Origin of the sequence: Thalassococcus lentus (genome assembly GCF_028023555.1) — a bacterium.
In the GTDB taxonomy this organism is placed as follows: Bacteria; Pseudomonadota; Alphaproteobacteria; order Rhodobacterales; family Rhodobacteraceae; genus Thalassococcus_A; species Thalassococcus_A lentus.
On record NZ_JAQIOY010000003.1, the window covers coordinates 726,567 to 750,821 of the forward strand.

The window sequence follows — 24,255 nt, forward strand, 5'->3', positions numbered from 1 at the left end:
CGCTCTTGCGCATCGAAGACCTTGAGGCCTCGGCAGAGACGCAACACAAAGACGCCATGCTTCACGCCCGAATTTGGCTAGAGCGAGCCGCTCATTTCGCACATTCGGCCAACACCCACGCGCCTACGGAATTGTTTCGTTTGCCTCTTGATCCCGAAGATGCTGCCCGCATGCAATGGCTAGATGCAGATCGGATATTTTGGGCCAATTTTCTTTGGCGGGTTTGCATCGTGCACTTGGGCCCATGGGTGTTGCAAGGGATACCTCCGGCACTTGAGGATCGCAAATTCCCATTGGATATGGTGACACGATCGCGAATTGCGCGGGTGATGCGGTTGTGTCGCGGAAAGAAGCTCAATGCCACCAAGGCTCGCGATGTTGCTCTGGTCACCGGCCTTAAGGAGCTAAATCGCATGAACGTGGCAATTACCTCAAGTGAAACGCGAGTGGATTACGGAAAGACCGCTGAGCGATTCGCATATGATATTCTCAACGGTTTTGACGCGGCCAACATCGCTGAGAACACCATCGCAACAATATGGAGGAGACGCCACAAAACTCTGGCGAAAGTGACAGAAGGCATGAACGGGCTTTCAATTAAAGAGGCCGAAGCACATTGGAGGGCAATACTCTAGAATTTGTCTTTTGATCTACGCGATCGTACTTCCCAGTTTGGCTGCATCTTTCAAGATGGAGCTAAGCAGTGACTATACTCAAAAATCAACACTACCCTCATGCAATTCCTTCCGAACCCAGTGGTAAGCAGGAACGCACGCGCCGCGAGTTGGAACGGCCGGATATTGGTGTCGATCTCTTGCTGAAGGTCGACGAGGTAGCCGGCTGGCTTCAAATCTCTGTACCAACACTTTGGGGATGGATCGCTAAAGGCACTTTCCCTTCTCCGATAAAATTGGGGCGAACCTCCCGCTGGCGCAAATCAACAGTCGAAAGTTGGTTGCTGGACGCGCAATCGCACGCTGGGTCAGAAAAATGACCCATCCCTTTAGCGAAACAGCCGATCGCTACGTCGGAGTGGTTGCAGCGTGGTATGGCTGGCGGGTGATCGTGTGCAAGGATGGAATACAATGGATCATTCAGCGCAAACGCGGCGGTCAGAGGGCGTGGCGCAACGAGTCGTTCTGCGTCACCCTTCGCGCGCTGATCCGGAACCTGACCAGCGCTGATGCACCCCCTGACGCGATTGAGACGCTGCGGACATTGCCCGAGAATGCTGCCCAGTTCGATCTGGGCGCGTGGCGAGAGGCAAAGGCCGATCTAGCAATCACTTGAAATAGCGAGGCCCGGTCGCACCGCCTGCGCCGGGCCTCTAATTTGCACCGCCGAAACCGACGCTCTCAAGCAAACATAGCCTACCCAAAAACGGGTCCGCTAACAAGGTTTCGCCCGACGACTGTGGGATCATGGGACGCGACAAACGAAACGAACAGCGAGGCGGCAGGTTCGCCAGATATCCAGCCGAAATCATAGAAAGCGTTGCTTGGCTCAGTTTATCCGGCTACGCAGTCAAGCTGCATCTTGTTTTGATCCAGCGCCAGTTCGGATCTTCAGACGAGCTCGCGGCGATGTCGGAGAACGAAGCTTGCAAGGCTTTGGGCTTGGGATCACGCCAAACAGCGCGAAACGCGTTTAAGCAACTGGTAGACGCAGGTTTCATTGTCCTGCAGGTGCCTGCGCATCTAGGATCCAACGGCTACGGTCGGGCAGCGAAGTATCGCCTGACGCACTTGCGCTACAATTCGAAACCACCGACGAGGGATTGGGTCGAAAAAACAAAAACCCCGCACAGAAAGTGACCAATACCCTTGCCCAAAAAGTGATCAATGCGCGTCTTAACTGGGTGTTGAAGCATTGCCCAAAAAGTGATCAATGCGCACGCGGTTTCCTTGCACATAAAGTGGTCAATTTCTAAGACTCTGCCATAGGCCCTATGGCTTTGGGCAACGACAAAGGATCGCCTTGGGGCCACACCTCAATTGGATCGGATGGCACCGCGATCTACGCTTCAAAAGTGTTTCGCTCAAAAAAACCTGTTGGCCTCAGGCGCTTTCAACACGGGTGGCTGCGTCTATGCTGGAAATCCATTAGGTCTCTGAGTGAGCGCAATGATTCTGAACGCTTACACATTACTCGCCATACTTGGCTTGGGTTTCAATCTCCGTCTACTGATCGGCGGTTTTATATGGTCGGCGCTGTGGTTTTTGTCGTATCGTCATTCAAGGGGGCGGGCGATTGGGGCCTTGTTCGTCGGGCAGCAGGGTTTGTTTGGGAGATTTTAAGTGAAAGTATGTGTGACGGGTAAGCTGGTAGGATTTACACGAAAAGAAGCCAAAGCCGCAATAGAGTCTTTGGATGCAGAATTTTCCACGACGGTAACATACGATACCAACTATTTGGTGGCCGCATCTTTAAAAACTGGCAAGGCAAAGAAGGCATCTCAGATCGGCGTGGACGTAATCACAGAAGCCGAATTTGAAGACTTCTTAGATGCGGGCGCGTTCCCTGATAACAAGCTCCCTGGCAAACCACAAAGAGCACCAAGGGAGTGGGTAAACAATTTTCCAGATCTGGAATGGCAAGAACTTCCGCCCTCTGAGATGCGCGTGAAGAGCATCGAATATCAAAATTCAGATGGTGTCGTAACAACTCGCAAAATACGGCCCATCGCTACAGCTGAGTACGTTACCAAAAGAGGCCTAAAGGTCGAATACTTGAAAGGCCAAGACTTAACCACTGATAGGTTGAAATGGTTTCGATTCGATAGGATCTTGAGCCTTTCCTGAAGTCTGACTTAGGGCCTTGTTCGTTGGGACGCTGTCGCGAGAGCGTTGGTCTGCTGTGTATGGTTTTAACCTTCATGAGCGCAGAAAAGACCCGCTGAGAACCTACCGAGGGCTTGCGTGCGTCGGGGCCAGAATAGGGGTCGGTTGCAGATAGAGGCGGAATCCTGCGCTAACGAAATTGGGGGCTTCTGTCCCACTTGAACTTGCAGGATAACTCGCCCGATAAGCCTTTGATCTGCCTCACAGCGTTTTTTTCCAAGACAGACAGTAGATCGATTGGGACGCAGGGCAGGTCCATACTGCGCCAAGGAGGGTGGAATTGACATACGATCTGAGAACTTTCTCCGAGCTTCGCGATCTGCTCGACGCGAAGCTGACAACCCACGATGGGGAGCCTTTGTCTTGTGAATTGTACGAGTGTTCTAACCCTACAGGAAAGCTGTCACTGATTGCTGAAGACGGCAAAGAGATTGTCTTTCATGTTGCCGAAGCTTGCAACATCGCGAATTTGGTCCTGTCGATTGATCGCATTCTGTCCTCTCCAAGATCAAATAAAGGCTGCGCTCAGCTGTCAGACATTTTCCTGGTAAATCTTGATATTCTACGGGAATACATCCGCGCGGCTTTGCCTTCCGACTGGTACGCCGAGACGGACGCAGACAAAAATGTCAGATTTTGGGCCGGTTTCATAAAGCACCCAAGAGACTATGTTTTTGCGCATCGGTGCCTCGCTGATATGTACGAGAACCTTGATCCCGCTCCAGCGGTCATAAATAGTGACTTCCTAAGCACTTGGCATGGTCTTTCCAATTCTGAGAAAGACCGGAAAAAAGCTGACTTGGCCCATCGTGTGGTAGAGGTCCAACTTCCGAGCATCAGCGAGATTTCCGACTTCTTCACTTCATGCTCTAAGCACCTTCAGAAAATGATTGAGCTGTCGAGGAACGAGGAAACAACATCCCGGTAAACTTAGCGCAGGCTTCCGCCCCTATCCGCAACTGACCCCAGAGTACCGCAAAGGCCGCTCTCGCGCGCCCTCAGTGGCGCGTTGGGCCGTCCTCTGTCTTCGGGAATATCTGCGCCAGCAATTCAGGGGTCGCCGCGTCAGGGTGAATTATGACCATCCCGGCGGATGGCTGTGCTGCATTGCCTACGTGTTCGACCTTCTGCGCAGGTGAAACTCCGTTGATTCCTGCAAGCCATTCACTCGCCCGCATGGCAACGCTCAAGTTTTCCCGCTGATTTGCCAACTCCACAATGTTGCGAATTGCCCTTTGACCTGCGTTTTCCCGGAAGAGGCGGGCGAGGGTATTGGCGAGCGCAACGCCATGTTTTGAACGGCGAGCGCGCGAAAAGTTCTCCTCTGTCACGCCTGCGTTCCTTGCCGCTTCGCGCGCGAAGCGGGCTTCTCCTACACACATCAAGCATAGAGCAGAAATTGTGGCTGATGACATGCGGGAACCGCGCGGTTTGTGTTCGCGAGCGGCCTCAAACAGTGCAAAAGCTGCGGGGAATTTGTCGGGATCGAGGGGGCATTGCTGTTTCATACTCTGCAATTTGCATTGGTCCGTCCAAAACGAACAAGCACCTCGTATGAACATGCCTACTCACAATAGTTTGATATAAATGCACCAACCTCAGTGGAAGGCAGGGAAAAGGTCAAATCCAAGTATGACCTGATTTCACGGCCACGGAATTCCAGCGTTGCGAAAAATTGATCATCGGTCGAAATGGAGCCGCTACCAAGCAGGAGCTTGAGAAAGTGCCTAGAGGCTTCCTCGTTAAGCTTCAGAGTCGCATCGTCAACGGGTTGATAGGGAACCGCGCCGAAAGACTTCAATTTTTCGGCTTGAGTTTTTTCGCTTATCCATATTCGGAATGCACTTTGAAAATCATGAAGAAACTGCTGTTTCTCCTCAGCATGCAGATATGCAACCGGAGGATGCCCTGTTTTGCATACGAGACGGAGCAGCACCGGCCCTGCGGGAAACATGAAATCGACGCGGCTGAGGGATTTCCGGTAATCGTCGGCCGGAAGAAATGAAAAGACAACGGCCGTGTTGAGTCCGCCATCCGCGACGGGCATCTGGCGCTCCAGTTTTTCGTAAGCCTCTGCTCGCTCAGCTTCTGTTACTACAGTCGGCTTTTTTGGCCGTAAGGTTTCATCACTGAACCCAAAAAGATCTGCGCGCCCAGGGAAAGCTATTGAGATTGAGAAAAAAAATAGACCGAGTATTTGGTATAGCTTGCTCACAAAACCACCACATAAAACAAAAGACGAATACCTACCTGCGTTAAGCTTTGGGCCAATTTCGCAGTCATATCTCGCGTTACCAAAACAGCGACAGTCATACCAAGGAAAAAATAATCGACATCGAAAAATTTCAGGCGTGCGGGCGATGGCATGTACCTCAGAGCGCGCGCCCGGCTTTTTTTTGGGGGGGGTGGGGGTAGCGCCCTGCCCTGTTTGCTTGGGTGGGGTGTTCCCGATCGATGCGCGCAGGGCGACGCTTGGATCAACGCAGGGGTGGTAAGCGGTGCGGGCTTCTCTCAGCGGTTATAGCGCCCTGTGGCGCCTCAAGCGGTAGGCTTGCCCTGCCTGCGCTTGCCCTCTGTCTGCAACACTTTGATTAACGCATCTAGGGCATTCGGTGACAGGTGCGATAGATCGGTGGAGCGGGGATTCTGAAACATATTTTGCATGGTCACGAGCAGGTTAACGAGTTCTTTCTTGGGGAGCGCCTGCACGGCGTCGGCGGGGCGTGTCATTCGTCTATTTTTCTTTAATCGGCCTACGGAAATGCAGACTGGTTAAGCGATGAATGGGACAGACGCGACCTCCAAAGTAAACTTCACCCCGTCCCCAATTTGCGGTCCTATGCCAGAATGCTAGGCATTGGAGAAGCGTGCGGGCGATGTCAACGCGTGCGCATGGTTAGCAAAATCGGCTTATGCGCCAGCCAATCGTGTCATCAAGGATTGGCTCGATCAGATTTGTCTTTTCGTACAGTGAAGCGAGGGCAGCAAGGTGGGCAAAAGGGTGGGCATAACCAGGGCGGTAAGGCCTAAGGCTTTGTTTTAATGTTTCTTTTATGAATAAAATGGTGCCCCCACACGGACTCGAACCGCGGACCTACTGATTACAAATCAGTTGCTCTACCAGCTGAGCTATAGGGGCACTGCGCGCACCTGATAAGGCATTCTGGCGCGCTGTTGCAAGCGTAAATCTTCGGGTTTTTTCCATTTTTCTTTATCCCATCCAGTACCACTGCAAACAGCCGTTTGTTGAGGGGCCCGGTGACCCGGCAGGCCAATGACAAACGAAGTGTGTGATCGCTGGCACGTATTGGGCTGCTCTGTGCCTGTGCCCTGTTCGTAACTGCAAAAGCGCTTATACTGCGGCGCAAAGCAAACGGGAAAACCGGACACATGCAGGTAATTCTTCATACTGGCGTGCATTGCACGGACGAAGACCGGGTGCTCAAGTGCCTGTTGCGCAACGCCGACACCTGGCGCCATGAGGGGATCGCTGTGCCCGGACCGGGCAAGTACCGCCAGCTTCTGACCGACGCGGTCAATTCAATGGCGAATGCCGAACCAGCCCCGGACGCGCGCGATGTGTTGCTGGACACCATTCTTACCGTAGATCCTGAGAACGTCGACCGGCTGGTACTGAGCCACGAAAACCTGTTTTCGGTGCCCAAACTGCTGCTCGGCGGCGGGCGGCTCTATCGCAAGGCTGAAAGCCGCCTGCAAATGATCTGCGACCTGTTTCAGGGCGATGAAGTCGAACTCTTTATGGGGTTGCGCGATCCGGCCACATTTCTGCCTGCCGTCTTTGCAGCGACACCGCACGAAACCTTGGAAAGCTTCCTGAACGGTGTTGATCCCGCCTACGTCAGATGGTCGGATTTGATCCGCCGCATCCGTACAGATGTGCCCCAAGTCCCAATCACGGTTTGGTGCAACGAAGACACCCCCCTGATCTGGGGTGAAGTCATTCGCGAGATGGCTGGTATTGAACTGACCCGGAAAATCATCGGGGCGTTCGATGTCTTTTCCGACATCATCAGCACCGAAGGTATGAAACGGTTCCGCGCATTTCTGAAAGAACATCCAAACATCAACGAAATGCAGAAACGCCGGGTCATGTCGGCGTTTCTCGACAAATACGCGCTGGATGAGGCTATCGAAGAAGAACTGGACCTGCCCGGCTGGGACGAAGCCTATGTCGATGCCCTGACCGATTTATACGATCAGGACATGGATCTCATTGCGAGCATGCCGGGCGTGACCGTTATCGCGCCCTGACACGCCGCATTGGCTCAGGCCATGCCCAGCGCGCTTTTGTACATCTCCAACACCGCCTCTTCTTCGGCAATGTCGTCCTGATCGCGCTTGCGCAGCGCAATCACCTTGCGCATCACCTTGGTGTCGTAGCCGCGACCCTTGGCTTCGGCCATGACTTCTTTTTGCTGATCCGCGATGTCTTTCTTCTCGGCTTCCAAACGCTCAAACCGTTCGATGAAGCTGCGCAATTCGCCAGCGGCGACGCCGTAGCTGCCTTCAGATGAATCCTGCATGGGTCTCTCCTGCCTATGGAGGGGTTTGGCTACACCGACCACGCCAAACCATCAAGGGCTTGCGGGACGGGTCATGCTCTTGTAGCGCAAAGCGCTGAAACCACATGCGCAAAGGATAGCACAATGGATTGGATGGTTTGGGCTGGAACGGCCATTTCGCTGGCAGGCTTGGCTGGTCTGGTCTGGTGCATTTTGCGTGTATGGCGTGCGCGCAAGGCCGATCTGAGCGATGAAGAGCTGCGCGATGTCGTGCGCGGCGTTGTTCCGATCAACATGGGCGCGCTGTTTGCGTCCGTCATTGGCCTGATGATGGTGGTGCTGGGGATCTTTCTGGGCTGACACTGTTCAGGGGAATTCCCGTTCAGAGCTGATCGAACGATTTGCCGTTCTTGATGAGCTCTGACCAGAGATCAATCGGCGTCCAAAACGCCTGATCGGGGTGATCCACGGCCCGGAGCGCAGATTGTGTGGCGAGCAAACCGCGCAATGAAACCGCCTTCATGATGCCGCCCCGCCATGCCGGGAACTGCATGCCCAAGACACTGACCACATCCAGATCGGACGCACGTTGCGCCATGCCGCTGTCCAGTGCACGCAGGCCTTCGTTGACCACAGCACCGGTGACGGCGGCAACCAGATCGTCTGGCTTCCATGTTTTGGACGGACGCTTGGCTTCGAGCAGGCTGGCAAGCTGCGGGTCGGTTTCAGCTTTGCCATCAACCCAGCGATAAAATCCCATTCCTGCCGCCTGCCCCTTGCGGCCTTCTTTCAACAAAATCGCCGACCAGTTGACCCCACCGTCGCCGCGGTCAGCCTTGGATGGTTGGGCCAACCCGATCAAATCGCGGTTCTGAAACGGCATGATTGGCCAGCCCCAATCACGAAGAGCATCATCAATTGCGTAGGGGTCTGCGCCTTTGTCCACCAATCCATCGACGGCCCGATGCAACGCGATGCTCAGCCGTCCAACAAGGCTGTCCCCCTGCGACCGCACCTGGACCGGCACCTTTCCGAGGCGCTGAACCAAAGACTGCGCCATGGCGACCTGCGTTGCGGTTCCGTCAGGGCCCTGAACGACCTCGGCCATGCGCGCGTGGAACACCGGCGGCGCAAATCTGAGACCGACCTCATCCACCCGCCCCGGCATCGCGACCACACGGACCATCTCGGCAGGGGCTGGCACGTTGCCCTGCCCCGGTGCCGCATGCACGATCAGGTCGGCGCCGCTGACCATGTCTTCACTTTCCCCGGTCTTGAGGCGTCTCATATGTCCGTCAGCCGCTTTTCGCGACAGCGCGCCATTTGCAACGTTCTGATCGAAAATTTGGCGGATCTGGTCGGCACCCTCTCCGGCGCGCTTTTGGTCTCGTGTCCCCCAATGCACGGTCAAACCTGAATTGAGCGCCACAAGGGCAATCTGCAGCGCCAATGGCCCGCCGCCCAGCACGGCGATGCAAGAGACTTTCTTAGCGACATGTGTGCCTTTCAGCTCGAACCGGGCCGCCCGCCATTCGGAAACAAACGAATGGCGCAACCCCCGAGCAGTCTCAGCCGACAGACAGGTTTCGAACGCGTCTTCTTCCATGGCCAGCCCGGCCTCGAACGGAAGCAAGGCTGCAGCCTCGACCAACTCCACGATCCGCGCAGGCGCTTCGCCCAAGCCCGTGGGCAAGTCTTCCCGCGCTGCCGCGACAGCCGCGACAAAGCCCTGCATATCCATGAAGCCACGCGTCTCATCGCTGAGCCGGCGTGGGCCTTGATCTTTGTCGCCAAGCACCGCGCAAAACCGCAGCCCCGCCTGACGCAGATCACCGTCTGCGTTCCCGTCGATCAGCGGACGCGCCTCGGGCATCTCGCTGGTCCAGATCTTGCCTTCAAGCAAAAGGCCCAACGCATGTTTTGCGCCAATCAGGCGCGGCAGCCGTTGCGAACCACCAGCCGAAGGCGGCAAGCCAAGACGCACATCCGGCAGGCTCAGCCGGGTGCCCTTTGCAGCCAAACGATAGTGAGCGGACAAAGCCAGTTCAAATCCAGCGCCGTAGACCGTTCCATGCAAGGCAGCGACGACTGGCTTTTCGCAGTATTCAACACGCTCACACAGATCGCGAAGCGTCGGCTCTCCGATGCCCTTGTCAAACTCGTTCAGGTCTGCGCCAGCGGGAAATGTCTGCCCCTCGCCAATCAGCAAGATCTGCCGAACGGCCTCGTCTTCCTCGGCACTGTCCAAGGCATCCATCAAGCTCTCGCGCACCGCCTGCGACAAAGCATTACCCGGCGGATTGCGGATGCTCAGAACTGCAACCCCGGCGTCAACGGAATAGCCGATTTTGTCTGCCATTTGCCTGTCATACCGGATGTCGAACGCGTCCGGCCCCATTCTGCGCAGCGCTTGATGCGCCCTTTGGCGCAAGTATGTGGGCAATGCAGGGCGTCAGGCAAGCGTTTGGCCATCCAAGCCCAAAACAAGCCCGCAAACGTGACTTGCAGGACTCAAACCGCCGCCGCCAAAGATGGCGCGTTTAGAAAGGCATATTGTCAAATTGCGCTTCGACGCTTTCGTCGATCCGATCCGCTAGGCGTTGCCGGGCCCAGACAGGAACCGTGGTCCCACTACTTTCGAGGGTCAGAACAATTTCATCCAGATGCTCAAAGAGTTCCGCACGCTCAGACTCGGACGCTGCGTTTATCTGTTCGCGCAATGCGTCAAGCCTTGCCAAAAGTTCCTGCGCCATGATGACCTCCGTTCAATTGCCGCGATCATCGAACGACCAGAGCCGCTGGCCCATGACACAGGTCAAACTCACAAAAAAATTTCATTCACCACCAAAAGCGCTTGAAACATATTCGCAAAAATGTATATGTGTTTTCAACACGCGAAAGGATGCGACATGACACCTGAAGTGACCGGATTTTTCGACGACGCCACCAACACCATTTCCTATGTGGTGCGTGACCCCGAGGGCAGCGCCTGCGCGATCATCGATTCAGTGCTGGATTTCGACTATAGCTCGGGCCGGACAGACACGCGTTCGGCGGATGCTGTCATCGCCTTCGTGCAGGAAAAAGGTTATGAAGTGCAATGGCTTCTGGAAAGCCATGTCCATGCCGACCATCTTTCGGCGGCGCCCTACATTCAGGAAAAACTGGGTGGGAAAATCGGCATCGGCGACCGGATCACCGTTGTTCAGGACACCTTTGGCAAGGTCTTTAACGAAGGAACAGAGTTCCAGCGTGATGGCAGCCAGTTCGATAAACTCTTCGAAGAAGGGGACAGTTTCCACATTGGCCAAATGCGCGGCGATGTTCTGCACACCCCCGGCCACACACCGGCCTGCCTGACCTATGTGATTGGCGATGCGGCTTTTGTGGGCGACACGCTCTTTATGCCTGACTTTGGAACGGCACGCTGCGATTTCCCTGGCGGCTCGTCCGAGCTGTTGTTCGACTCTGTACAGAAAATTCTGGCGCTTCCCGAGGAAACCCGGATTTTCGTTGGCCACGACTACAAGGCCCCGGGTCGCGAAGAATACGCTTGGGAAACAACAGTCGGCGCGCAAAAAGCGCTCAACGTGCATGTCGGCGAAGGCAAGTCCAAGGCGGACTTTGTCAAAATGCGCGATGGCCGGGATGCGACGCTCGCAATGCCCAAGCTGATCATCCCCTCTTTGCAGGTCAACATGCGCGCGGGCCAAATGCCGCCAGCGGACGACGATGGCAACGTCTATCTGAAAGTGCCTGTCGACAAGCTCTGAAGCAATTCAATCACGATGACGCGCACGATGATTGCAGATTGCGCGTCACTCCCCCGACGCGAACCGGGGAAACGGACAAAAAGGAAATGGGTCTATGGAACAGGACTGGATATTTGGCCTGCTCGGCGGATTGTTGATCGGCACAGGGGGGGCAATCTTTCTGCTCGCGAATGGCCGCATCATGGGCGCCAGCGGGATCATTGGCGGATTGGTGGACGGCTCCGGCCATTCGGATGCCGCGGAACGTTTGGTGTTTCTCGCCGGCGTTGCAGCGCTTCCTGTTTTGCTGATGCCGCTGTTCGGCAGCGTGGACACCCATGTCACAGACAACATCCCGGTCCTGATCGCCGCCGGACTTCTGGTTGGTTTTGGGACGCGCCTCGCCAACGGGTGCACATCGGGGCACGGCGTTTGCGGAATGTCACGGCTGTCTCTGCGTGGGATCATAGCCTCGGTTACGTACATTCTGGCTGGTGGCATCGGTGTCATCATTTTCCGCCACCTGCTTGGAGTAATCTGACATGCGTTTGATTTTTGCACTGATCGCCGGGGGTTTCTTTGGCGCAGGCCTGTTTATTTCGGGCATGACCGACACCCGCAAAGTTCAGGGATGGCTGGACGTCTTCGGCGACTGGGACCCAACCCTTGCCTTTGTCATGGGCGGCGCAATGCTTCCGATGGCCGTCGCTTGGATGATCACAAAGCGCCGCAGCTCAGCCCTGCTGGGCACATCGTTCCCTCCCAAGCCGCCAACCCGCATCGACCGATCGCTGATCGCCGGTTCGGTGATGTTCGGCATGGGCTGGGGACTGGTTGGCCTTTGCCCTGGTCCCGTTATCGCTTCGTTGTCGTACGGCGGTGGCTCGCTTTATATCTTCCTCGCGGCGATGCTGGCCGGCATGGCGCTCCTGCCGGTGGTGCGAAGCCGTCTGGACAGGACCGTGGCAGCAGAGTAATCCCGGGACATGGATATGCGACAGATTACCGACAGCTATTTCGTCAGCCCTCAGATTGACTTTGCTGATATCGAAGCAATCAAACAGGCGGGCATCACATTGGTCATTGCGAACCGGCCTGATGTAGAAGTGCCGCCATCCCACAGCGCCGAGGCCATCGGCGCTGCCGTGCGCGAAGCGGGCATTGCTTTCGAAATCCTGCCCATCACGCATCAAACGCTGACACCGGACAACATCGCTGCGCAATCTGCGCTGATCACCGGTGCCGAGGGTCCGGTGCTGGCCTATTGCGCCTCCGGTACCCGCAGCACAATCATTTGGGCCTTGGGGGCAGCAGGCGACACGCCCAGCGATGAAATCATCGCCTCAGCAGCCAAGGGTGGGTATGATCTGGCAGGATTGCGCCCAACACTCGAGGCTCTCGCCGCGCAAGCGGGCTGAGAACAGGCGCCCAGAGCGCTGATCAGTCCAACAGGCTTTGTTCAAAATCCAGAAGCGGATCGGCCAGATCCGCAAATTCGCGGTCCGCGCTCGCTTCGTCGAAATTCAAAGAACCGGGAGTTTCCTGTGGCAAATCTGGTAGCGACTCCGCGTCCGCTTGTGATTGCTCGCTCGGCACAGTGGGTTCTTTAGTCACGGATTTCCGCGACTTTTTCGAAGCCGCCTTGGGCCGCTTGGTTTTCGCCGCCGCAGCATCAATATCAGTGGCCTCTTCAGCACCGGCCGGAGCGCTTGCGATTGGCCAGGTCAGGCGTACAGCCTTCATTCCATTGAGCTGGCCCAATTTCCCACGGGCCACCAAATGACCCTGAGCCGCCTGCAGCTGCACATCTTCCAGACTGTCAGGGTGAATGGTCAGAACATCGCCCGGCTTGAGGGATTGGGCCTTGCCCAAGGGCAGCGAAATACGCCCCAGCACCGCAGCCAGCCTGACTTGAAGTTGCTCCAGCATATGCGCGTGTGGGTTTGGCTCGCCCTCCTGTAACGCTTCAGTGGTCTCAAGCGCGGCGGGCTGATGGCCCTGAGGCAGAATAATTCGAATGGTCCCCTTACGCCGACCCAGTGCAAGATCAACCTGTACCTCGAAACTGTGATACTGCGGCGCATCCAGCAGCAAACCGGCTGCGCGCCGGTCCTCAACCATCGCGCCAAACTGAAATCCCTTTACCTGAGAATGCATCGGGTCTGCGTGCAAATTTTCAGCAAACCGGGCCAGTGCCGCGTCGATCAAGGGGGCAACCATTGCCGCATCGGTCGATGTTACAGAACGCTCTTCCGGTTCCATGGTCGTGACTTGCGCTATGGTCTGAACCTCGATCACGCCGGTCAAAACCGACCGGTCTATTGCCGCCAGTCCCAACGCGCCATCTGGCCCGTCCAGCAAGAGCAGCAGATCATCATCCGTAAGGCAAGCCACGACTCCATCCTGATCGCGCAATTCGACCGTGACAGACTGACAAACCAACGCCAGATCCCAAAGCACATCAGCCGCCCGTGACAACGCGCGGCGGATCGCCTTGGACGGCGACATGCCATGCGCCTCCATTGCGCGCTGTGCCGCCTGAGCCTTTCGGCCCAAAACGTCGCCTGAGCTGGCTTCTGCCATCAATAAACCCATGCCTGTCGATCATGCTGTTGCACGGGACTATGCGCGGATTTGGTTACCAAGCGCTTGACTGCGGAACGGTTTATTGGCGCAAATGATAAATACTATTGAGCAGCCAAGGCCATTGGGCGTGGCAGAACCACGCGAAATGCGGCCCCGCCCTGCCCCGGCAGATAGGTGATTTCGCCCCCAAGCCGCGTCATGATTTCCCGCGAAATCGCAAGACCAAGCCCGGCACCCCCGGCCTTCTGATCGCTTACGCGCGCGAATTTTTCAAAGATCACGTCCTGCGCCTCTGGTGCGATTCCTGAGCCGTTGTCGACAAAGTCGACCACATGACGCCCCTGAATTTCGCTGACGCGGATTTCCAGTCGTGGCGTGTCGGCGTCACAGTATTTCCGGGCATTGGCGATCAGGTTGATAAAAACCTGTGTCAGGCGATCTGCATCCGTATGCAGTGACATTTTTTCCCGCGCTTTGGTGCGCACAATGGTCATCGCGCGTCCTGAGCCATCAGCCATAGCCGACGCCAGCGACCGGTCAAGCAGTTCAGCCAGCGTCGTGTCGTTCAGGTTCAGATTGACCTGTCCGTTTTCCAACACGCTGAGATCCAGCAAATCATCCAGCAAACGGGTCAGGCGCACCGCCTCATCATGAATGATGCTCGCATATTTGATCTGATCGACCTCGGACATGCCCGTATTGTCGCGCAGGATTTCCGAGAACGCCCGGATCGAGGTCATCGGCGTACGCAACTCATGACTGATCTGAGACAGGAACCCGTCCTTTTGCACGGACAGCCGGGTCAACTTGTCATTGGCCTGCCGCAATTGCCGTGCCGTGCGGGTCAACTCGCCTTGCTGTGCCTCCAGCCGGGCGGAATATTCCATCATTTGCGCGGTTTCATCCGCAACGGCCATCAGGTCCTGAACTGAAACAGCCATACCTCCAACGATCTGCCCCACCATCGCGTGGGCGGTCGCCGCGCCGACCGAACCCGAAAGTTCGCGCTCGAGCGACTCCAGAAAATCGGGGGTCGGATCCGGCAGATGCCCGCCCAGTCCCTGCCGCTGCGCCTCTTGGGCAAATAGTTCCTGCGCTTCGGTCGCGCCCAGAATTCTCTGCGCCATCACCATCAGATCTTCGGCTTCTGCGACCCCACCGGACCAGCTGCGTGCACTCCCGGGCGCATAACGAACATTGACGAATTGCGCGCCCTGAAGCCGCTCCAAGGGTGACGGAAAGCTCAGAAGTGATGCGGCAAAGAATGTGACCGTATTCAATGAAAGGCTCCACAGCACCGCATGCATCAGCGGATCGAGCCCTTCGATTCCGAACAGCGCCTGAGGCTTGAGCCAGCTCAACCCCAAGAACCCGGACTCGAATACCTTGGCCGGAATAATCATGTCTTCGCCAAAGCTGGGCAAAAACAGTGTGAAATGCCAAACCGCAAATCCCACGGTCAAACCCGCCAAAGCGCCCACGCGGGTCGCACCGCGCCAAAAGATGCCCCCCAGCATTGCTGGCAGAACCTGCGCGAGCCCGACAAAGGAAACCAACCCGATGGTCGCCAGCGCTTCACCGCCGCCAGAGAGCGCATAGTAGAGGTATCCCAGCAGCACGACGCCCCCAATCGACAGCCGGCGCGACAGGATAACCACGTGCCGCACGTCGCCTGACTGGCTGGCCATGCCCTGCCGCACCCGCAACCAGATGGGCATCACAACATGGTTGGACACCATCGTGGACAGGGCGATGGCCGCCACGATGACCATGGATGTCGCAGAGCTCAGCCCGCCAAGGAATGAAAACAAGGCCAGCCCGTCCCGGCCCTGACTGAGCGGAACTGTCAGAACAAACAAATCCGGGTTTGAGCCTTCTGGCAGAATATCCAATCCCACGACGGCGATCGGCACGATGAACAAACTCATCAGCAACAGGTAGAGCGGAAAGGCCCAGGCCGCGGTTCGCAACTGCGCATCGTTATCATTCTCGACCACCAGCACCTGAAACATGCGGGGCAGGCACAAAAAGGCCGCTGCGGAAAGCATGGTCAGACCAACCCAGCGGCCCCCATCAATCTGCCACAACCCCAGATCAGAGTTGTCGATCCGCTCCAGCGTCTGACCAATCCCGCCAGACAAACCCCAAACCACAAAGATCCCGACTGCGAGCAAAGCCGCCAGTTTGACAACCGCTTCCACCGCAATGGCCATGACCACGCCGTGGTGTCTTTCGTTAACGTCAAGATTTCGGGTGCCAAAGATGACCGTGAAAACGGCGAGACCGGTGGCGACCCAGAACGCGGTTAGTGGCTGGGTCGGGCCGGTTTCTTCTGCCCCGACCGCAAAGACCTCAACGCTCAGCGTGACGGACTGCAACTGAAGCGCGATGTAAGGCGTCGTTCCGATCACCGCGAGGATCGTCACGCCGATCCCCAAAAGGTTGGATTTGCCGTAGCGCGACGACAGCAGGTCGGCGATGGACGTGATGTGCTGGCTGCGGCCAATCCTGACCAGCTTTCGCAAAATCCACCACCAGCCGATCATCACCAGCGTCGGTCCCAAATAGATAGTCAGATATTCCAACCCGCTACGCGCTGCGGAGCCAACGGCACCGTAGAATGTCCACGCCGTGCAATAGATCGATAGCGACAGCGTGTAGACAATCGGCGCACGCAACCACGATCCACGGCCCTGGCGCGCAGCGCGTTCGGCGACAAAGGCCACAGCGAACAACAGCAGCACGTAACCCAGCGATATCGCAATCAAAAGATTCAGTGTGCTCATTGCCCGGCCTCGCGGCTTGCCCCTTCATCCGGAGCACGTCCCTGATCACGTCGGTTAAGCAACAAAATGATAAACGCCGCGCAGACGACCAGACCGCCCCAGACTGCGAAAATATAGATCAAGGCGCTGGACGCGCTTTGGCCTTTTCCGGATGCCCCCCAAAGCAGTGGCACCATCCACAGCAACAAACCAAGCACCGGCAGCACGCGGGCGCTGTCGGCAAGCCTGCGTCTCCGATATGTCTGTTTTTGCAGGAAAACAGAGCCGACCGGCTCTTCGATCTCTCGGTCCAGTTGGTCGCTTTGGCCCGCGTCATTCATGCAGCGGACAACGCGCGAACCGCGTCCAGAACTTCGGCATTGGAAAAGGGCTTGGTCATGAACTGGTTTGCGCCGGTGCGTTCGGCCAGTTCCCGATCTTTGGCCTGTCCGCGCGCCGTCAGCATCAGCACCGGCAGATCCGCGGTCTGCGGGTCATCCCGAAGATCGCGCAGAATGTCATAGCCCGACCGCCCCGGCAGCATCACATCAAGGATCAATACATCCGGCGCTTTCTGCCGTACGATATCGACCGCATCAATTCCGTTGGAATGCGTATCCACGCGCCAGCCATCGCGCGACAGAATAAAACTGATCGCTTCGATGATGTTTGGCTCATCCTCGATCAACAAGACTGATCCTGGCATTTGGTCCCCTCCGTCGCGGGGGCTTTTTTGGCTTTCCCTTCCGCGCGCTGCCAACTCTAGTGCGCGAACATACCCAGTGTCAAAAACCGTTCAAGTCGACGTTGCCAGGATCGAGGGCTCGCGCCGCGCCGGACATTGCACCTTGGCGCAAATCCGGCAGGTCACACCGACCCCCAGCGGCGTCTCGACCGATGCGTCGCGCGACTGGGTATCCCGAGTTATCAGCATATGGGCCTCGAAAAGCGGATCACGGGCAACGGCGATCGGCCCGACAGGCTCGGCCACTGTTTCTGCCAGAAAACGCGCATCCTGACGGCCGGTCTGCTCGATCGGGGTCTGGAGCAGAACCATTGGCCGGCTTAGAGCCCGATATAGCGGCCAAAGCGGACAAGCCGCGCCAAATTTGGGCATCGGAAAATCGGCAAGCGGCTTGCGATACCGCAAAAAGCCGGACGAATCGCAAATAGCCAATCCAACGGGCTGTGGCAGCGCGTCATCAGGCATTGCAGCCAGCCTCCTCATGAGTAGCGAGGGGGCAAGGCCCGTCGCAACCGCCAAACGCCCGACCTCTAACCCGTGGTCTTGCACCGCGCTTAGCACCGCATCTTGCGGCATGGCCTGCGCGTCCTTTTGGTATTGCGACAACCATTCTTGCAATAAGGCAGCAGCCTGCGCGGACAACCCTTTGCCCAGCTCCTTACTGATCGCGGCCAGATCGGACTGTGGCTGCTCAAGATCGGCAACATGATGGCTCAACTCTTCGAGCACATCGTCCATTTCTTCCTGAGGGCTGCCAACGCGCGTGGTTTCGCGTTCATCTGCTTCGAGATAGCTAACCAAGCCCCGGCTCGTATCGGCCAACCGCGCGCTGTCTTCAAAGATATTGCGATGAAACCGGGCCTGCCACTCGGGTTCAATGTCTCCCGGCTCGGCGAGGATGGTTGCGGCTGAACGGATCGCTGTAACCGTTGACAGCATCTCGTGCAGCGAGGCCGCCAGATGCGGATCGTGGGTCATCCGGTCCGTGAGCGTTTCGATTGTCCGCTCGAGCGCCGCAATCCTGCCCCGGCTGTCGGCCAGCAATTGCGCCCACCCCGGAAAGCGCCCTGCAAATTCGTCGACCCTTTCTTGCTCGGCACCAGCGCCGGGCATGTCCGACGCCGCCTCTCGCAACGCTTCGATCAGACTGACCCCAGCCCCGTCTGCCAGCAGTCCGGCATCGACTTGCAGCACCTCTGCGATGCGCAACAAAAGCTTGCCGCCGATTCTGCGCCGATTGTGTTCAATCAGATTGAGGTAGGAGGCTGAGATACCAGCCTCGCGGGCCAATTCGGCCTGTTTTACACCACTGGCAATACGTCTTTCACGGATACGACTGCCGGTCAGTGTGTCGCGCGCCATATTCAACCTTTCCGCCTTTGGGTTCGGAATCAAAGGCTTTCTGCGATGCAGTATCAATTTCTTTACAGTATACCGCAGAATTCTTTTCAGTCATTGACAAAAAAATCGTTGCGACAAAACGGCTTGTTGCGCGTCTTTACATAGGCCTGCGATACTGACTTTGCACTAAAGTGCGCGCGTTGCCGGGAAGAGGAGCCCGGCCTCGCCTATCACGAAATGGGAGGATTACATGTCCAAGACCAATCTGACACGTCGCGGCGTGCTCAAGACCGGCGCCGTTGCAGGTGCAGGCCTTGCCGTACCGACGTATCTGTCCGCTGCGAGCCACTCTGGCTTCACAAACGCACCGGGCGACAGCTCCGTTACACTGGGCTTCAACGTACCCCAGACCGGCCCCTACGCAGACGAAGGTGCAGACGAACTGCGCGCCTACGAACTGGCGGTAGAGCACCTGAATGGTGGTGGCGACGGCGGCATGATGTCGACGTTCAGCTCCAAAGTTCTGGACGGCACCGGCATTCTGGGCCGCAAGGTCGAGTACGTAACCGGTGACACGCAGACCAAATCTGACGCTGCTCGCGCATCGGCGAAGTCGATGATCGAAAAAGACGGCGCAATCATGATCACCGGTGGTTCGTCCTCGGGTGTGGCCGTTGCTGTACAGGCGCTCTGCCAGGAAGCCGGCGTTATCTTCATGGCGGGTCTGACCCACTCGAACGACACAACGGGTAAAGACAAGCGGGCCAACGGTTTCCGTCACTTCTTCAACTCGTACATGTCCGGTGCGGCGCTCGCGCCCGTTCTGGCGAATGCATACGGCACCGACCGTAAGGCATATCACCTGACAGCCGACTACAACTGGGGCTACACAACGGAAGAAGCGGTTAAGTCTTCGACCGAAGCCATGGGTTGGGAAACTGTTGCAGCTGTGAAAACACCGCTGACACAGACTGACTTCAGCTCCTACATCGCGCCTGTTCTGCAGTCCGGTGCCGATACACTGGTTCTGAACCACTACGGCGGAAACATGGTCAACTCGCTGACCAATGCTGTTCAGTTCGGTCTGCGCGACAAGCAGGTTAACGGCAAAGACTTCCAGATCGTTGTTCCACTCTACTCGCGCCTGATGGCGAAGGGTGCCGGTGCCAACGTTAAGGGCATCTTTGGTTCCACAAACTGGCACTGGTCGCTGCAGGACGAAGGCTCCAAAGCATTCGTCAAGTCGTTCGGCACCAAGTACGGCTTCCCGCCGTCGCAGGCCGCGCACACATGCTACGTTCAGACCCTGCTCTATGCAGATGCTGTTCAGCGTGCAGGCTCGTTCGCACCATGTGCGGTTGCAGAAGCGCTCGAAGGTTACGAATTCGACGGTCTCGGCAACGGCAAGACACTGTACCGTGCAGACGACCACCAGTGCTTCAAGGACGTTCTCGTTGTGAAGGGTAAAGAAAACCCGACCTCCGAATTCGACCTTCTGGAAATCGTCGAGGTGACGCCGGTTGATCAGGTTACATACGCACCTGACCACCCGCAGTTCCAGGGCGGCGCTCTGGGCACCTGCAACAACGGCGCGTAAGCGACGCTGTTTCGCGGGACAGGCAATGCGCCTGTCCCGCACACTTCTCCCTGTCGGCCCGACCTGGGCCTTTTATCTTTCCGCAATCCGACCGCAAAGGGTGGGACAATGGACGCAATAATCCTGCAAATCCTGAACGGGCTCGACAAGGGCTCGGCCTATGCGCTTATCGCGCTAGGTTTGACACTGATCTTCGGCACCTTGGGTGTCGTCAACTTCGCCCACGGTGCTCTGTTCATGATCGGTGCGTTCTGCGCCGTCACGCTCAGCCGCCTGTTCAGCCTCAGCCATGAAGTGCTGGTGCCGGGCGAAACGGACTTTCTGGGAAATCCCAAAACGAAAGACGTTCCGTACATATACGACTGGTTTGGTGAATCCACCGGTGCTGCGATCATCGACTGGTCCGTGCCGCTCGCAATCCTGTTTGCGATCCCTGTCATGATCGCCGTTGGTGTGATCATGGAGCGTGGCCTGATCAAGCACTTCTACAAGCGTCCACACGCGGACCAGATCCTCGTGACTTTTGGTCTGGCAATCGTTTTGCAGGAAATCATCAAGTACTACTACGGTGCGAACCCGATCCCGACGCCTGCCCCGCAGGCCTTCGCCGGATCCTTCGACTTTGGTGCGATGCTTGGATTTGATCCAAACACGATCATCTATCCGTACTGGCGACTTGTTTACTTTGCCTTCGCCGCGCTCATCATCGGTGCCGTGTTTGCTTTCTTGCAATTCACCACCTTTGGCATGGTCGTTCGCGCCGGCATGGCAGACCGTGAAACCGTGGGCCTTCTGGGCATCAACATCGACAAGCGGTTCACCATCATGTTCGGCTTGGCCGCAGCGGTGGCTGGTCTTGCGGGTGTGATGTACACGCCGATCAACTCGCCGAACTACCACATGGGAATGGACTTTCTCGTACTGAGCTTTGTGGTTGTCGTTGTCGGCGGCATGGGTTCGCTGCCCGGCGCTGTACTGGCCGGTTTCGTTCTCGGCATTCTGGAAAGCTTTGCTTCGATGCGTGAAGTCATCGACATCATTCCCGGCATCAACCAGGTCATCATCTATCTGGTCGCCATCATCATTCTGTTGACACGTCCCCGTGGCCTTATGGGTCGCAAAGGCGTGATGGAGGACTGATCCATGTTCGGTCTCGAAAAGAAAGACGCGCGCCTTCTGCTGCTGGTCGCAGTGCTGGTCGCCTTCGCCCCCTTCCTGCTGAACCCCTTCCCCGAAGGCAGCGCCATGGCGCAGTTCAACGCAGGCTATCCGGACCTGATGCAGCGTTTTGTGATCTTTGGCATCTTTGCCATCGGCTTTAACATCCTGTTCGGCCTGACTGGCTACCTCAGCTTTGGTCACGCAGCCTTTCTGGGTGTGGGTTCCTACGCAGCGGTCTGGATGTTCAAGCTGCTCAGCATGAACGTGCTGCCAGCCATCATCCTCGCTGTTGCGATGTCCGGGCTCTTTGCTCTGCTGATCGGCTACATCTCGCTGCGTCGCTCGGGGATCTACTTCTCGATCCTGACACTCGCGTTCGCCCAGATGATGTTTGCCCTCGCCTATTCGGTTCTGACGCCCATCACAGGTGGCGAAACCGGGCTTCAACTGGCGCTCGACGATCCGCGGATCCTCGGTACGAGCCAGACAGCCGGAGGCAACATCCCGGTCCCGGGTCTGTTCGGTCTGGAAATGCGTGACAGTGCTGAACTGGTGCTGGGCTCTTGGGTCTTCACCTTCAACGTAGGCTACTACTTTGCAGCCATTGTGATGCTGGTAGCCTTCTACCTGTCGATCCGCATCTTCCGCTCGCCGTTTGGCATGATGCTGCGTGCGATCAAATCCAACCAGCAGCGCCTGAACTACACAGGTCTGAACCCCAAGCCTTACACACTGGCTGCCTTTGTGATCTCGGGCATGTACGCGGGTCTGGCGGGTGCGTTGATGGCATCGATGGACCCACTCGCCGGTGCGGAACGGATGTTCTGGACAGCCTCGGGCGAAGTGGTTCTGATGACAATCCTTGGCGGTGTCGGCACATTGATTGGGCCGGTTCTGGGCGCCGGTGCGATCAAGTACATGGAAAACATCATTTCCAAGATCAACTCGGACATCCTGCACGGCTGGTTTGCCTTCCTGCCCGATGGTCTCGAAGATTTCGTGGTTGCGATCATCTACCCGTTCATCGGCAAGGGCTGGCACCTGACACTTGGCCTGATCTTCATGGGCGTTGTGATCTTCCTGCCCGGCGGCCTTGTTGAAGGCGGTCAGCGGATTGCGGCCCTGTTTGGCCGTAAGAAAGCCAGCGATGACGACAGCGGCAAGTCCGCCAAAACTGAACCTGCAGAGTGAGGAGACAGCCAAATGGGCATTCTTGAAGTCAAGGACGTCAACAAGCGCTTCGGCGGTCTGCAGGCGCTTGGTGATGTGAACCTCTCCGTCAAGGAGAACACCTGTCACGCGATCATCGGCCCCAATGGGGCGGGCAAGTCCACCTTGCTGAACTGCCTGGTCGGCAAACTGATCCCGGATACCGGATCGGTCCTGTTCGACGGCAACTCGGTTCTGGGGCGCACCCCGTTCGAGATCTGTCAGATGGGTATTTCCCGCGTTTTCCAGACACCCGAGATCTTTGGCGATCTTTCGGTGATGGAAAACATGATGATCCCCCTGTTCGCCAAACGCGACGGCGCATTCCGGCTGCACGCCATTGAATCCGTCGCCAGCGAAGCCGAGCTGCGCACCGATGCCGAGCGGATGCTCGAAGAGGTGAACATGCTCGACAAGGCGAACATGCATTCGGCGGCCATGTCACGCGGTGACAAACGCCGTTTGGAAATGGCGATGTGCCTTGTGCAGAACCCACGTCTATTGCTGCTGGATGAACCGACAGCGGGCATGGCCCGTGCGGACACCAACAACACCATCGATCTTCTCAAGGAGATCAAGGAAAAGCGCGACATCACCATCGCGATCATCGAACACGATATGCATGTGGTATTCTCCCTCGCTGACCGGATCACGGTTCTGGCGCAGGGAACACCCCTGGTCGAGGATAGCCCCGAGAACATCAAGGGCCATCCGAAGGTCAAGGAAGCCTATCTTGGCGAAGCCGCATAAGGAGCAAGAACCATGAACGTTCGTCCGGATTTCTCCAAGAACGCAAACCACGCCGAAACGGCACCCGCCTTTTTGTCGGTCTGGGACATGCATGCCTACTATGGCGAAAGCTATATCGTGCAGGGCATCTCCTTTAACGTCCACGAAGGCGAAATTCTCGCGCTTCTCGGCCGGAACGGTGCGGGCAAAACCACGACGCTGCGCGCCATTGCCCGGCTGGATGATCCGCAGGTCAACAAGGGCGAGATTTGGCTCGACCATAAGCCGCTTCACAACATGAAGTCCTATGAGGCGGCCGGTGTTGGACTTGGCCTTGTGCCCGAAGACCGCCGCATCATCCCCGGCCTGACCGTGGAAGAGAACCTGAAGCTGGCCCAGATCGCACCGCCCATCGGCTGGTCGATCGATCGCCTCTATGACCTCTTCCCCCGTCTCGGTGAACGCCGCAATCAGGAAGGTGTCACCCTCTCTGGTGGCGAACAGCAGATGCTGTCCATTGCACGCGCCCTTGCGCGCGACGTAAAGGTTCTGCTTCTGGACGAGCCATACGAGGGCCTTGCACCTGTAATCGTGGACGAGATCGAAAAGACTCTGCGCGTGATCAAGGAACAGGGCATGACAACGATCCTCGTTGAACAGAATGCTGTGCGCGCCCTGCAACTGGCAGACCGCGCGGTGATTCTCGACACCGGATCCATCGTTTTTGACGGTTCCGCCGCCGAAGTTCTCGAAAATGAAGAGCTGCGCGCCGAATATCTCGCAATCTGATTGCGCCCCGGCCTCCTTGCGACCTTGATCGGTCTTGATCTTGGGGGCCGGGACCTATTCCCTGCCCCCAAAGTTTGAGGAGGACACCCCCATGAGTAAAACCTATCCGCCATCATCATCGATTGTTTCTGGCGCGCATGTTGATGGTGCGTCTTATGATGCGATGTATGCGCGTTCTATTGAGGATTCTGATGGTTTCTGGGCCGAGCAGGCGCAGC

Annotated in this window: 28 protein-coding genes and 1 tRNA gene; 17 read left to right on the forward strand and 12 right to left on the reverse strand. The window is 57.0% G+C overall.

The features are described from left to right. The first annotated feature begins 5 nt into the window (after positions 1-5). The 6 genes from PFY00_RS12600 (at position 6) to PFY00_RS12625 (ending at position 3,768) form a co-directional block, all read left to right on the forward strand. Complete coding sequence (locus PFY00_RS12600) at positions 6-635, forward strand: hypothetical protein (RefSeq protein ID WP_271432902.1); 630 nt, start codon at positions 6-8, stop codon at positions 633-635. A gap of 68 nt (positions 636-703) precedes the next feature. Beyond that, the gene (locus PFY00_RS12605; protein ID WP_271432903.1) at positions 704-994 is read left to right on the forward strand and encodes a helix-turn-helix transcriptional regulator; all 291 of its coding nucleotides are present in this window, start codon (positions 704-706) and stop codon (positions 992-994) included. Next, positions 991-1,290 carry a hypothetical protein gene (locus PFY00_RS12610; protein ID WP_271432904.1) on the forward strand — a complete coding sequence of 100 codons (300 nt, stop codon included), beginning with the start codon at positions 991-993 and terminating at the stop codon, positions 1,288-1,290. Before PFY00_RS12605 ends, PFY00_RS12610 begins: the two co-directional genes overlap by 4 nt. A gap of 131 nt (positions 1,291-1,421) precedes the next feature. Next, the gene (locus tag PFY00_RS12615; protein ID WP_271432905.1) at positions 1,422-1,814 is read left to right on the forward strand and encodes a Fic family protein; all 393 of its coding nucleotides are present in this window, start codon (positions 1,422-1,424) and stop codon (positions 1,812-1,814) included. Between the two features lie 483 nt (positions 1,815-2,297). Continuing rightward, positions 2,298-2,801, forward strand: a complete 504-nt coding sequence (locus PFY00_RS12620) for a BRCT domain-containing protein (RefSeq protein ID WP_271432906.1) — start codon at positions 2,298-2,300, stop codon at positions 2,799-2,801. Positions 2,802-3,120: 319 nt separating this feature from the next. Beyond that, positions 3,121-3,768 carry a hypothetical protein gene (locus PFY00_RS12625; protein ID WP_271432907.1) on the forward strand — a complete coding sequence of 216 codons (648 nt, stop codon included), beginning with the start codon at positions 3,121-3,123 and terminating at the stop codon, positions 3,766-3,768. Positions 3,769-3,838: 70 nt separating this feature from the next. On the opposite strand, the gene PFY00_RS12630 is transcribed toward PFY00_RS12625, so the two are convergent. The 4 genes from PFY00_RS12630 to PFY00_RS12645 form a co-directional block, all read right to left on the reverse strand. Further along, a complete protein-coding gene (locus PFY00_RS12630) occupies positions 3,839-4,348 on the reverse strand; it encodes a hypothetical protein (protein ID WP_271432908.1) in 510 nt (169 codons plus the stop codon). Positions 4,349-4,404: 56 nt separating this feature from the next. Next, positions 4,405-5,055: a hypothetical protein gene (locus tag PFY00_RS12635; RefSeq protein WP_271432909.1), complete on the reverse strand. Its 651-nt coding sequence runs from the start codon at positions 5,053-5,055 to the stop codon at positions 4,405-4,407. 323 nt (positions 5,056-5,378) lie between these two features. Then, entirely contained in the window at positions 5,379-5,570 is a 192-nt protein-coding gene (locus PFY00_RS12640) for a hypothetical protein (protein ID WP_271432910.1), read from the reverse strand. Between the two features lie 333 nt (positions 5,571-5,903). Beyond that, a tRNA-Thr gene (locus tag PFY00_RS12645) sits at positions 5,904-5,979 on the reverse strand. A 251-nt stretch (positions 5,980-6,230) separates the two neighbouring features. Between PFY00_RS12645 and PFY00_RS12650 the strand changes: the two genes are divergently transcribed. After that, entirely contained in the window at positions 6,231-7,112 is an 882-nt protein-coding gene (locus PFY00_RS12650; RefSeq protein ID WP_271432911.1) for a hypothetical protein, read from the forward strand. A gap of 14 nt (positions 7,113-7,126) precedes the next feature. Here PFY00_RS12650 and PFY00_RS12655 read toward each other — a convergent pair whose 3' ends face one another. Further along, on the reverse strand, positions 7,127-7,384 hold the full coding sequence (locus PFY00_RS12655) for a DUF2312 domain-containing protein (protein ID WP_271432912.1): 258 nt from the start codon (positions 7,382-7,384) through the stop codon (positions 7,127-7,129). Between the two features lie 123 nt (positions 7,385-7,507). On the opposite strand from PFY00_RS12655, the gene PFY00_RS12660 reads away from it, so the two are divergent. Further along, positions 7,508-7,723, forward strand: a complete 216-nt coding sequence (locus PFY00_RS12660) for a hypothetical protein (RefSeq protein WP_271432913.1) — start codon at positions 7,508-7,510, stop codon at positions 7,721-7,723. 22 nt (positions 7,724-7,745) lie between these two features. Here the strand turns inward: PFY00_RS12660 and PFY00_RS12665 are convergent, their stop codons facing one another. Both PFY00_RS12665 and PFY00_RS12670 read right to left on the reverse strand, forming a co-directional pair. Continuing rightward, the gene (locus PFY00_RS12665) at positions 7,746-9,722 is read right to left on the reverse strand and encodes an enoyl-CoA hydratase/isomerase family protein (RefSeq protein WP_271432914.1); all 1,977 of its coding nucleotides are present in this window, start codon (positions 9,720-9,722) and stop codon (positions 7,746-7,748) included. Positions 9,723-9,903: 181 nt separating this feature from the next. After that, the gene (locus tag PFY00_RS12670; protein WP_271432915.1) at positions 9,904-10,116 is read right to left on the reverse strand and encodes a hypothetical protein; all 213 of its coding nucleotides are present in this window, start codon (positions 10,114-10,116) and stop codon (positions 9,904-9,906) included. A gap of 156 nt (positions 10,117-10,272) precedes the next feature. Between PFY00_RS12670 and PFY00_RS12675 the strand changes: the two genes are divergently transcribed. The 4 genes from PFY00_RS12675 to PFY00_RS12690 all read left to right on the forward strand — a co-directional run bounded on the left by PFY00_RS12675 (position 10,273) and on the right by PFY00_RS12690 (position 12,533). Continuing rightward, positions 10,273-11,136 carry an MBL fold metallo-hydrolase gene (locus PFY00_RS12675; protein ID WP_271432916.1) on the forward strand — a complete coding sequence of 288 codons (864 nt, stop codon included), beginning with the start codon at positions 10,273-10,275 and terminating at the stop codon, positions 11,134-11,136. A gap of 94 nt (positions 11,137-11,230) precedes the next feature. Next, on the forward strand, positions 11,231-11,656 hold the full coding sequence (locus PFY00_RS12680) for a YeeE/YedE family protein (RefSeq protein ID WP_271432917.1): 426 nt from the start codon (positions 11,231-11,233) through the stop codon (positions 11,654-11,656). Between the two features lies 1 nt (position 11,657). Next, positions 11,658-12,092, forward strand: coding sequence for a DUF6691 family protein (locus PFY00_RS12685; protein WP_271432918.1), 435 nt, complete (start codon positions 11,658-11,660; stop codon positions 12,090-12,092). A gap of 9 nt (positions 12,093-12,101) precedes the next feature. Further along, positions 12,102-12,533 (forward strand): TIGR01244 family sulfur transferase, encoded by a 432-nt coding sequence (locus PFY00_RS12690; RefSeq protein WP_271432919.1) that lies wholly within the window; start codon positions 12,102-12,104, stop codon positions 12,531-12,533. Between the two features lie 22 nt (positions 12,534-12,555). Here PFY00_RS12690 and PFY00_RS12695 read toward each other — a convergent pair whose 3' ends face one another. The 5 genes from PFY00_RS12695 to PFY00_RS12715 form a co-directional block, all read right to left on the reverse strand. Next, positions 12,556-13,710, reverse strand: coding sequence for a FliM/FliN family flagellar motor C-terminal domain-containing protein (locus PFY00_RS12695; protein WP_271432920.1), 1,155 nt, complete (start codon positions 13,708-13,710; stop codon positions 12,556-12,558). 92 nt (positions 13,711-13,802) lie between these two features. Then, the gene (locus tag PFY00_RS12700) at positions 13,803-16,487 is read right to left on the reverse strand and encodes a sensor histidine kinase (protein ID WP_271432921.1); all 2,685 of its coding nucleotides are present in this window, start codon (positions 16,485-16,487) and stop codon (positions 13,803-13,805) included. Further along, positions 16,484-16,807: a hypothetical protein gene (locus PFY00_RS12705; RefSeq protein WP_271432922.1), complete on the reverse strand. Its 324-nt coding sequence runs from the start codon at positions 16,805-16,807 to the stop codon at positions 16,484-16,486. The genes PFY00_RS12700 and PFY00_RS12705 overlap by 4 nt, the downstream gene beginning before the upstream one ends. Beyond that, positions 16,804-17,172: a response regulator transcription factor gene (locus PFY00_RS12710; protein WP_271432923.1), complete on the reverse strand. Its 369-nt coding sequence runs from the start codon at positions 17,170-17,172 to the stop codon at positions 16,804-16,806. Before PFY00_RS12710 ends, PFY00_RS12705 begins: the two co-directional genes overlap by 4 nt. Before the next feature lie 90 nt (positions 17,173-17,262). Beyond that, positions 17,263-18,573, reverse strand: coding sequence for a helix-turn-helix domain-containing protein (locus PFY00_RS12715; RefSeq protein WP_271432924.1), 1,311 nt, complete (start codon positions 18,571-18,573; stop codon positions 17,263-17,265). A 229-nt stretch (positions 18,574-18,802) separates the two neighbouring features. On the opposite strand from PFY00_RS12715, the gene PFY00_RS12720 reads away from it, so the two are divergent. The 5 genes from PFY00_RS12720 to PFY00_RS12740 all read left to right on the forward strand — a co-directional run bounded on the left by PFY00_RS12720 (position 18,803) and on the right by PFY00_RS12740 (position 24,037). Further along, positions 18,803-20,149: a substrate-binding protein gene (locus PFY00_RS12720; RefSeq protein WP_271432925.1), complete on the forward strand. Its 1,347-nt coding sequence runs from the start codon at positions 18,803-18,805 to the stop codon at positions 20,147-20,149. A gap of 108 nt (positions 20,150-20,257) precedes the next feature. Next, the gene (locus PFY00_RS12725; protein WP_271432926.1) at positions 20,258-21,289 is read left to right on the forward strand and encodes a branched-chain amino acid ABC transporter permease; all 1,032 of its coding nucleotides are present in this window, start codon (positions 20,258-20,260) and stop codon (positions 21,287-21,289) included. A gap of 3 nt (positions 21,290-21,292) precedes the next feature. Continuing rightward, the gene (locus PFY00_RS12730) at positions 21,293-22,501 is read left to right on the forward strand and encodes a branched-chain amino acid ABC transporter permease (protein WP_271432927.1); all 1,209 of its coding nucleotides are present in this window, start codon (positions 21,293-21,295) and stop codon (positions 22,499-22,501) included. 12 nt (positions 22,502-22,513) lie between these two features. Further along, entirely contained in the window at positions 22,514-23,269 is a 756-nt protein-coding gene (locus PFY00_RS12735; protein ID WP_271432928.1) for an ABC transporter ATP-binding protein, read from the forward strand. Between the two features lie 12 nt (positions 23,270-23,281). After that, entirely contained in the window at positions 23,282-24,037 is a 756-nt protein-coding gene (locus tag PFY00_RS12740) for an ABC transporter ATP-binding protein (protein ID WP_271432929.1), read from the forward strand. Positions 24,038-24,255 lie beyond the last annotated feature (218 nt).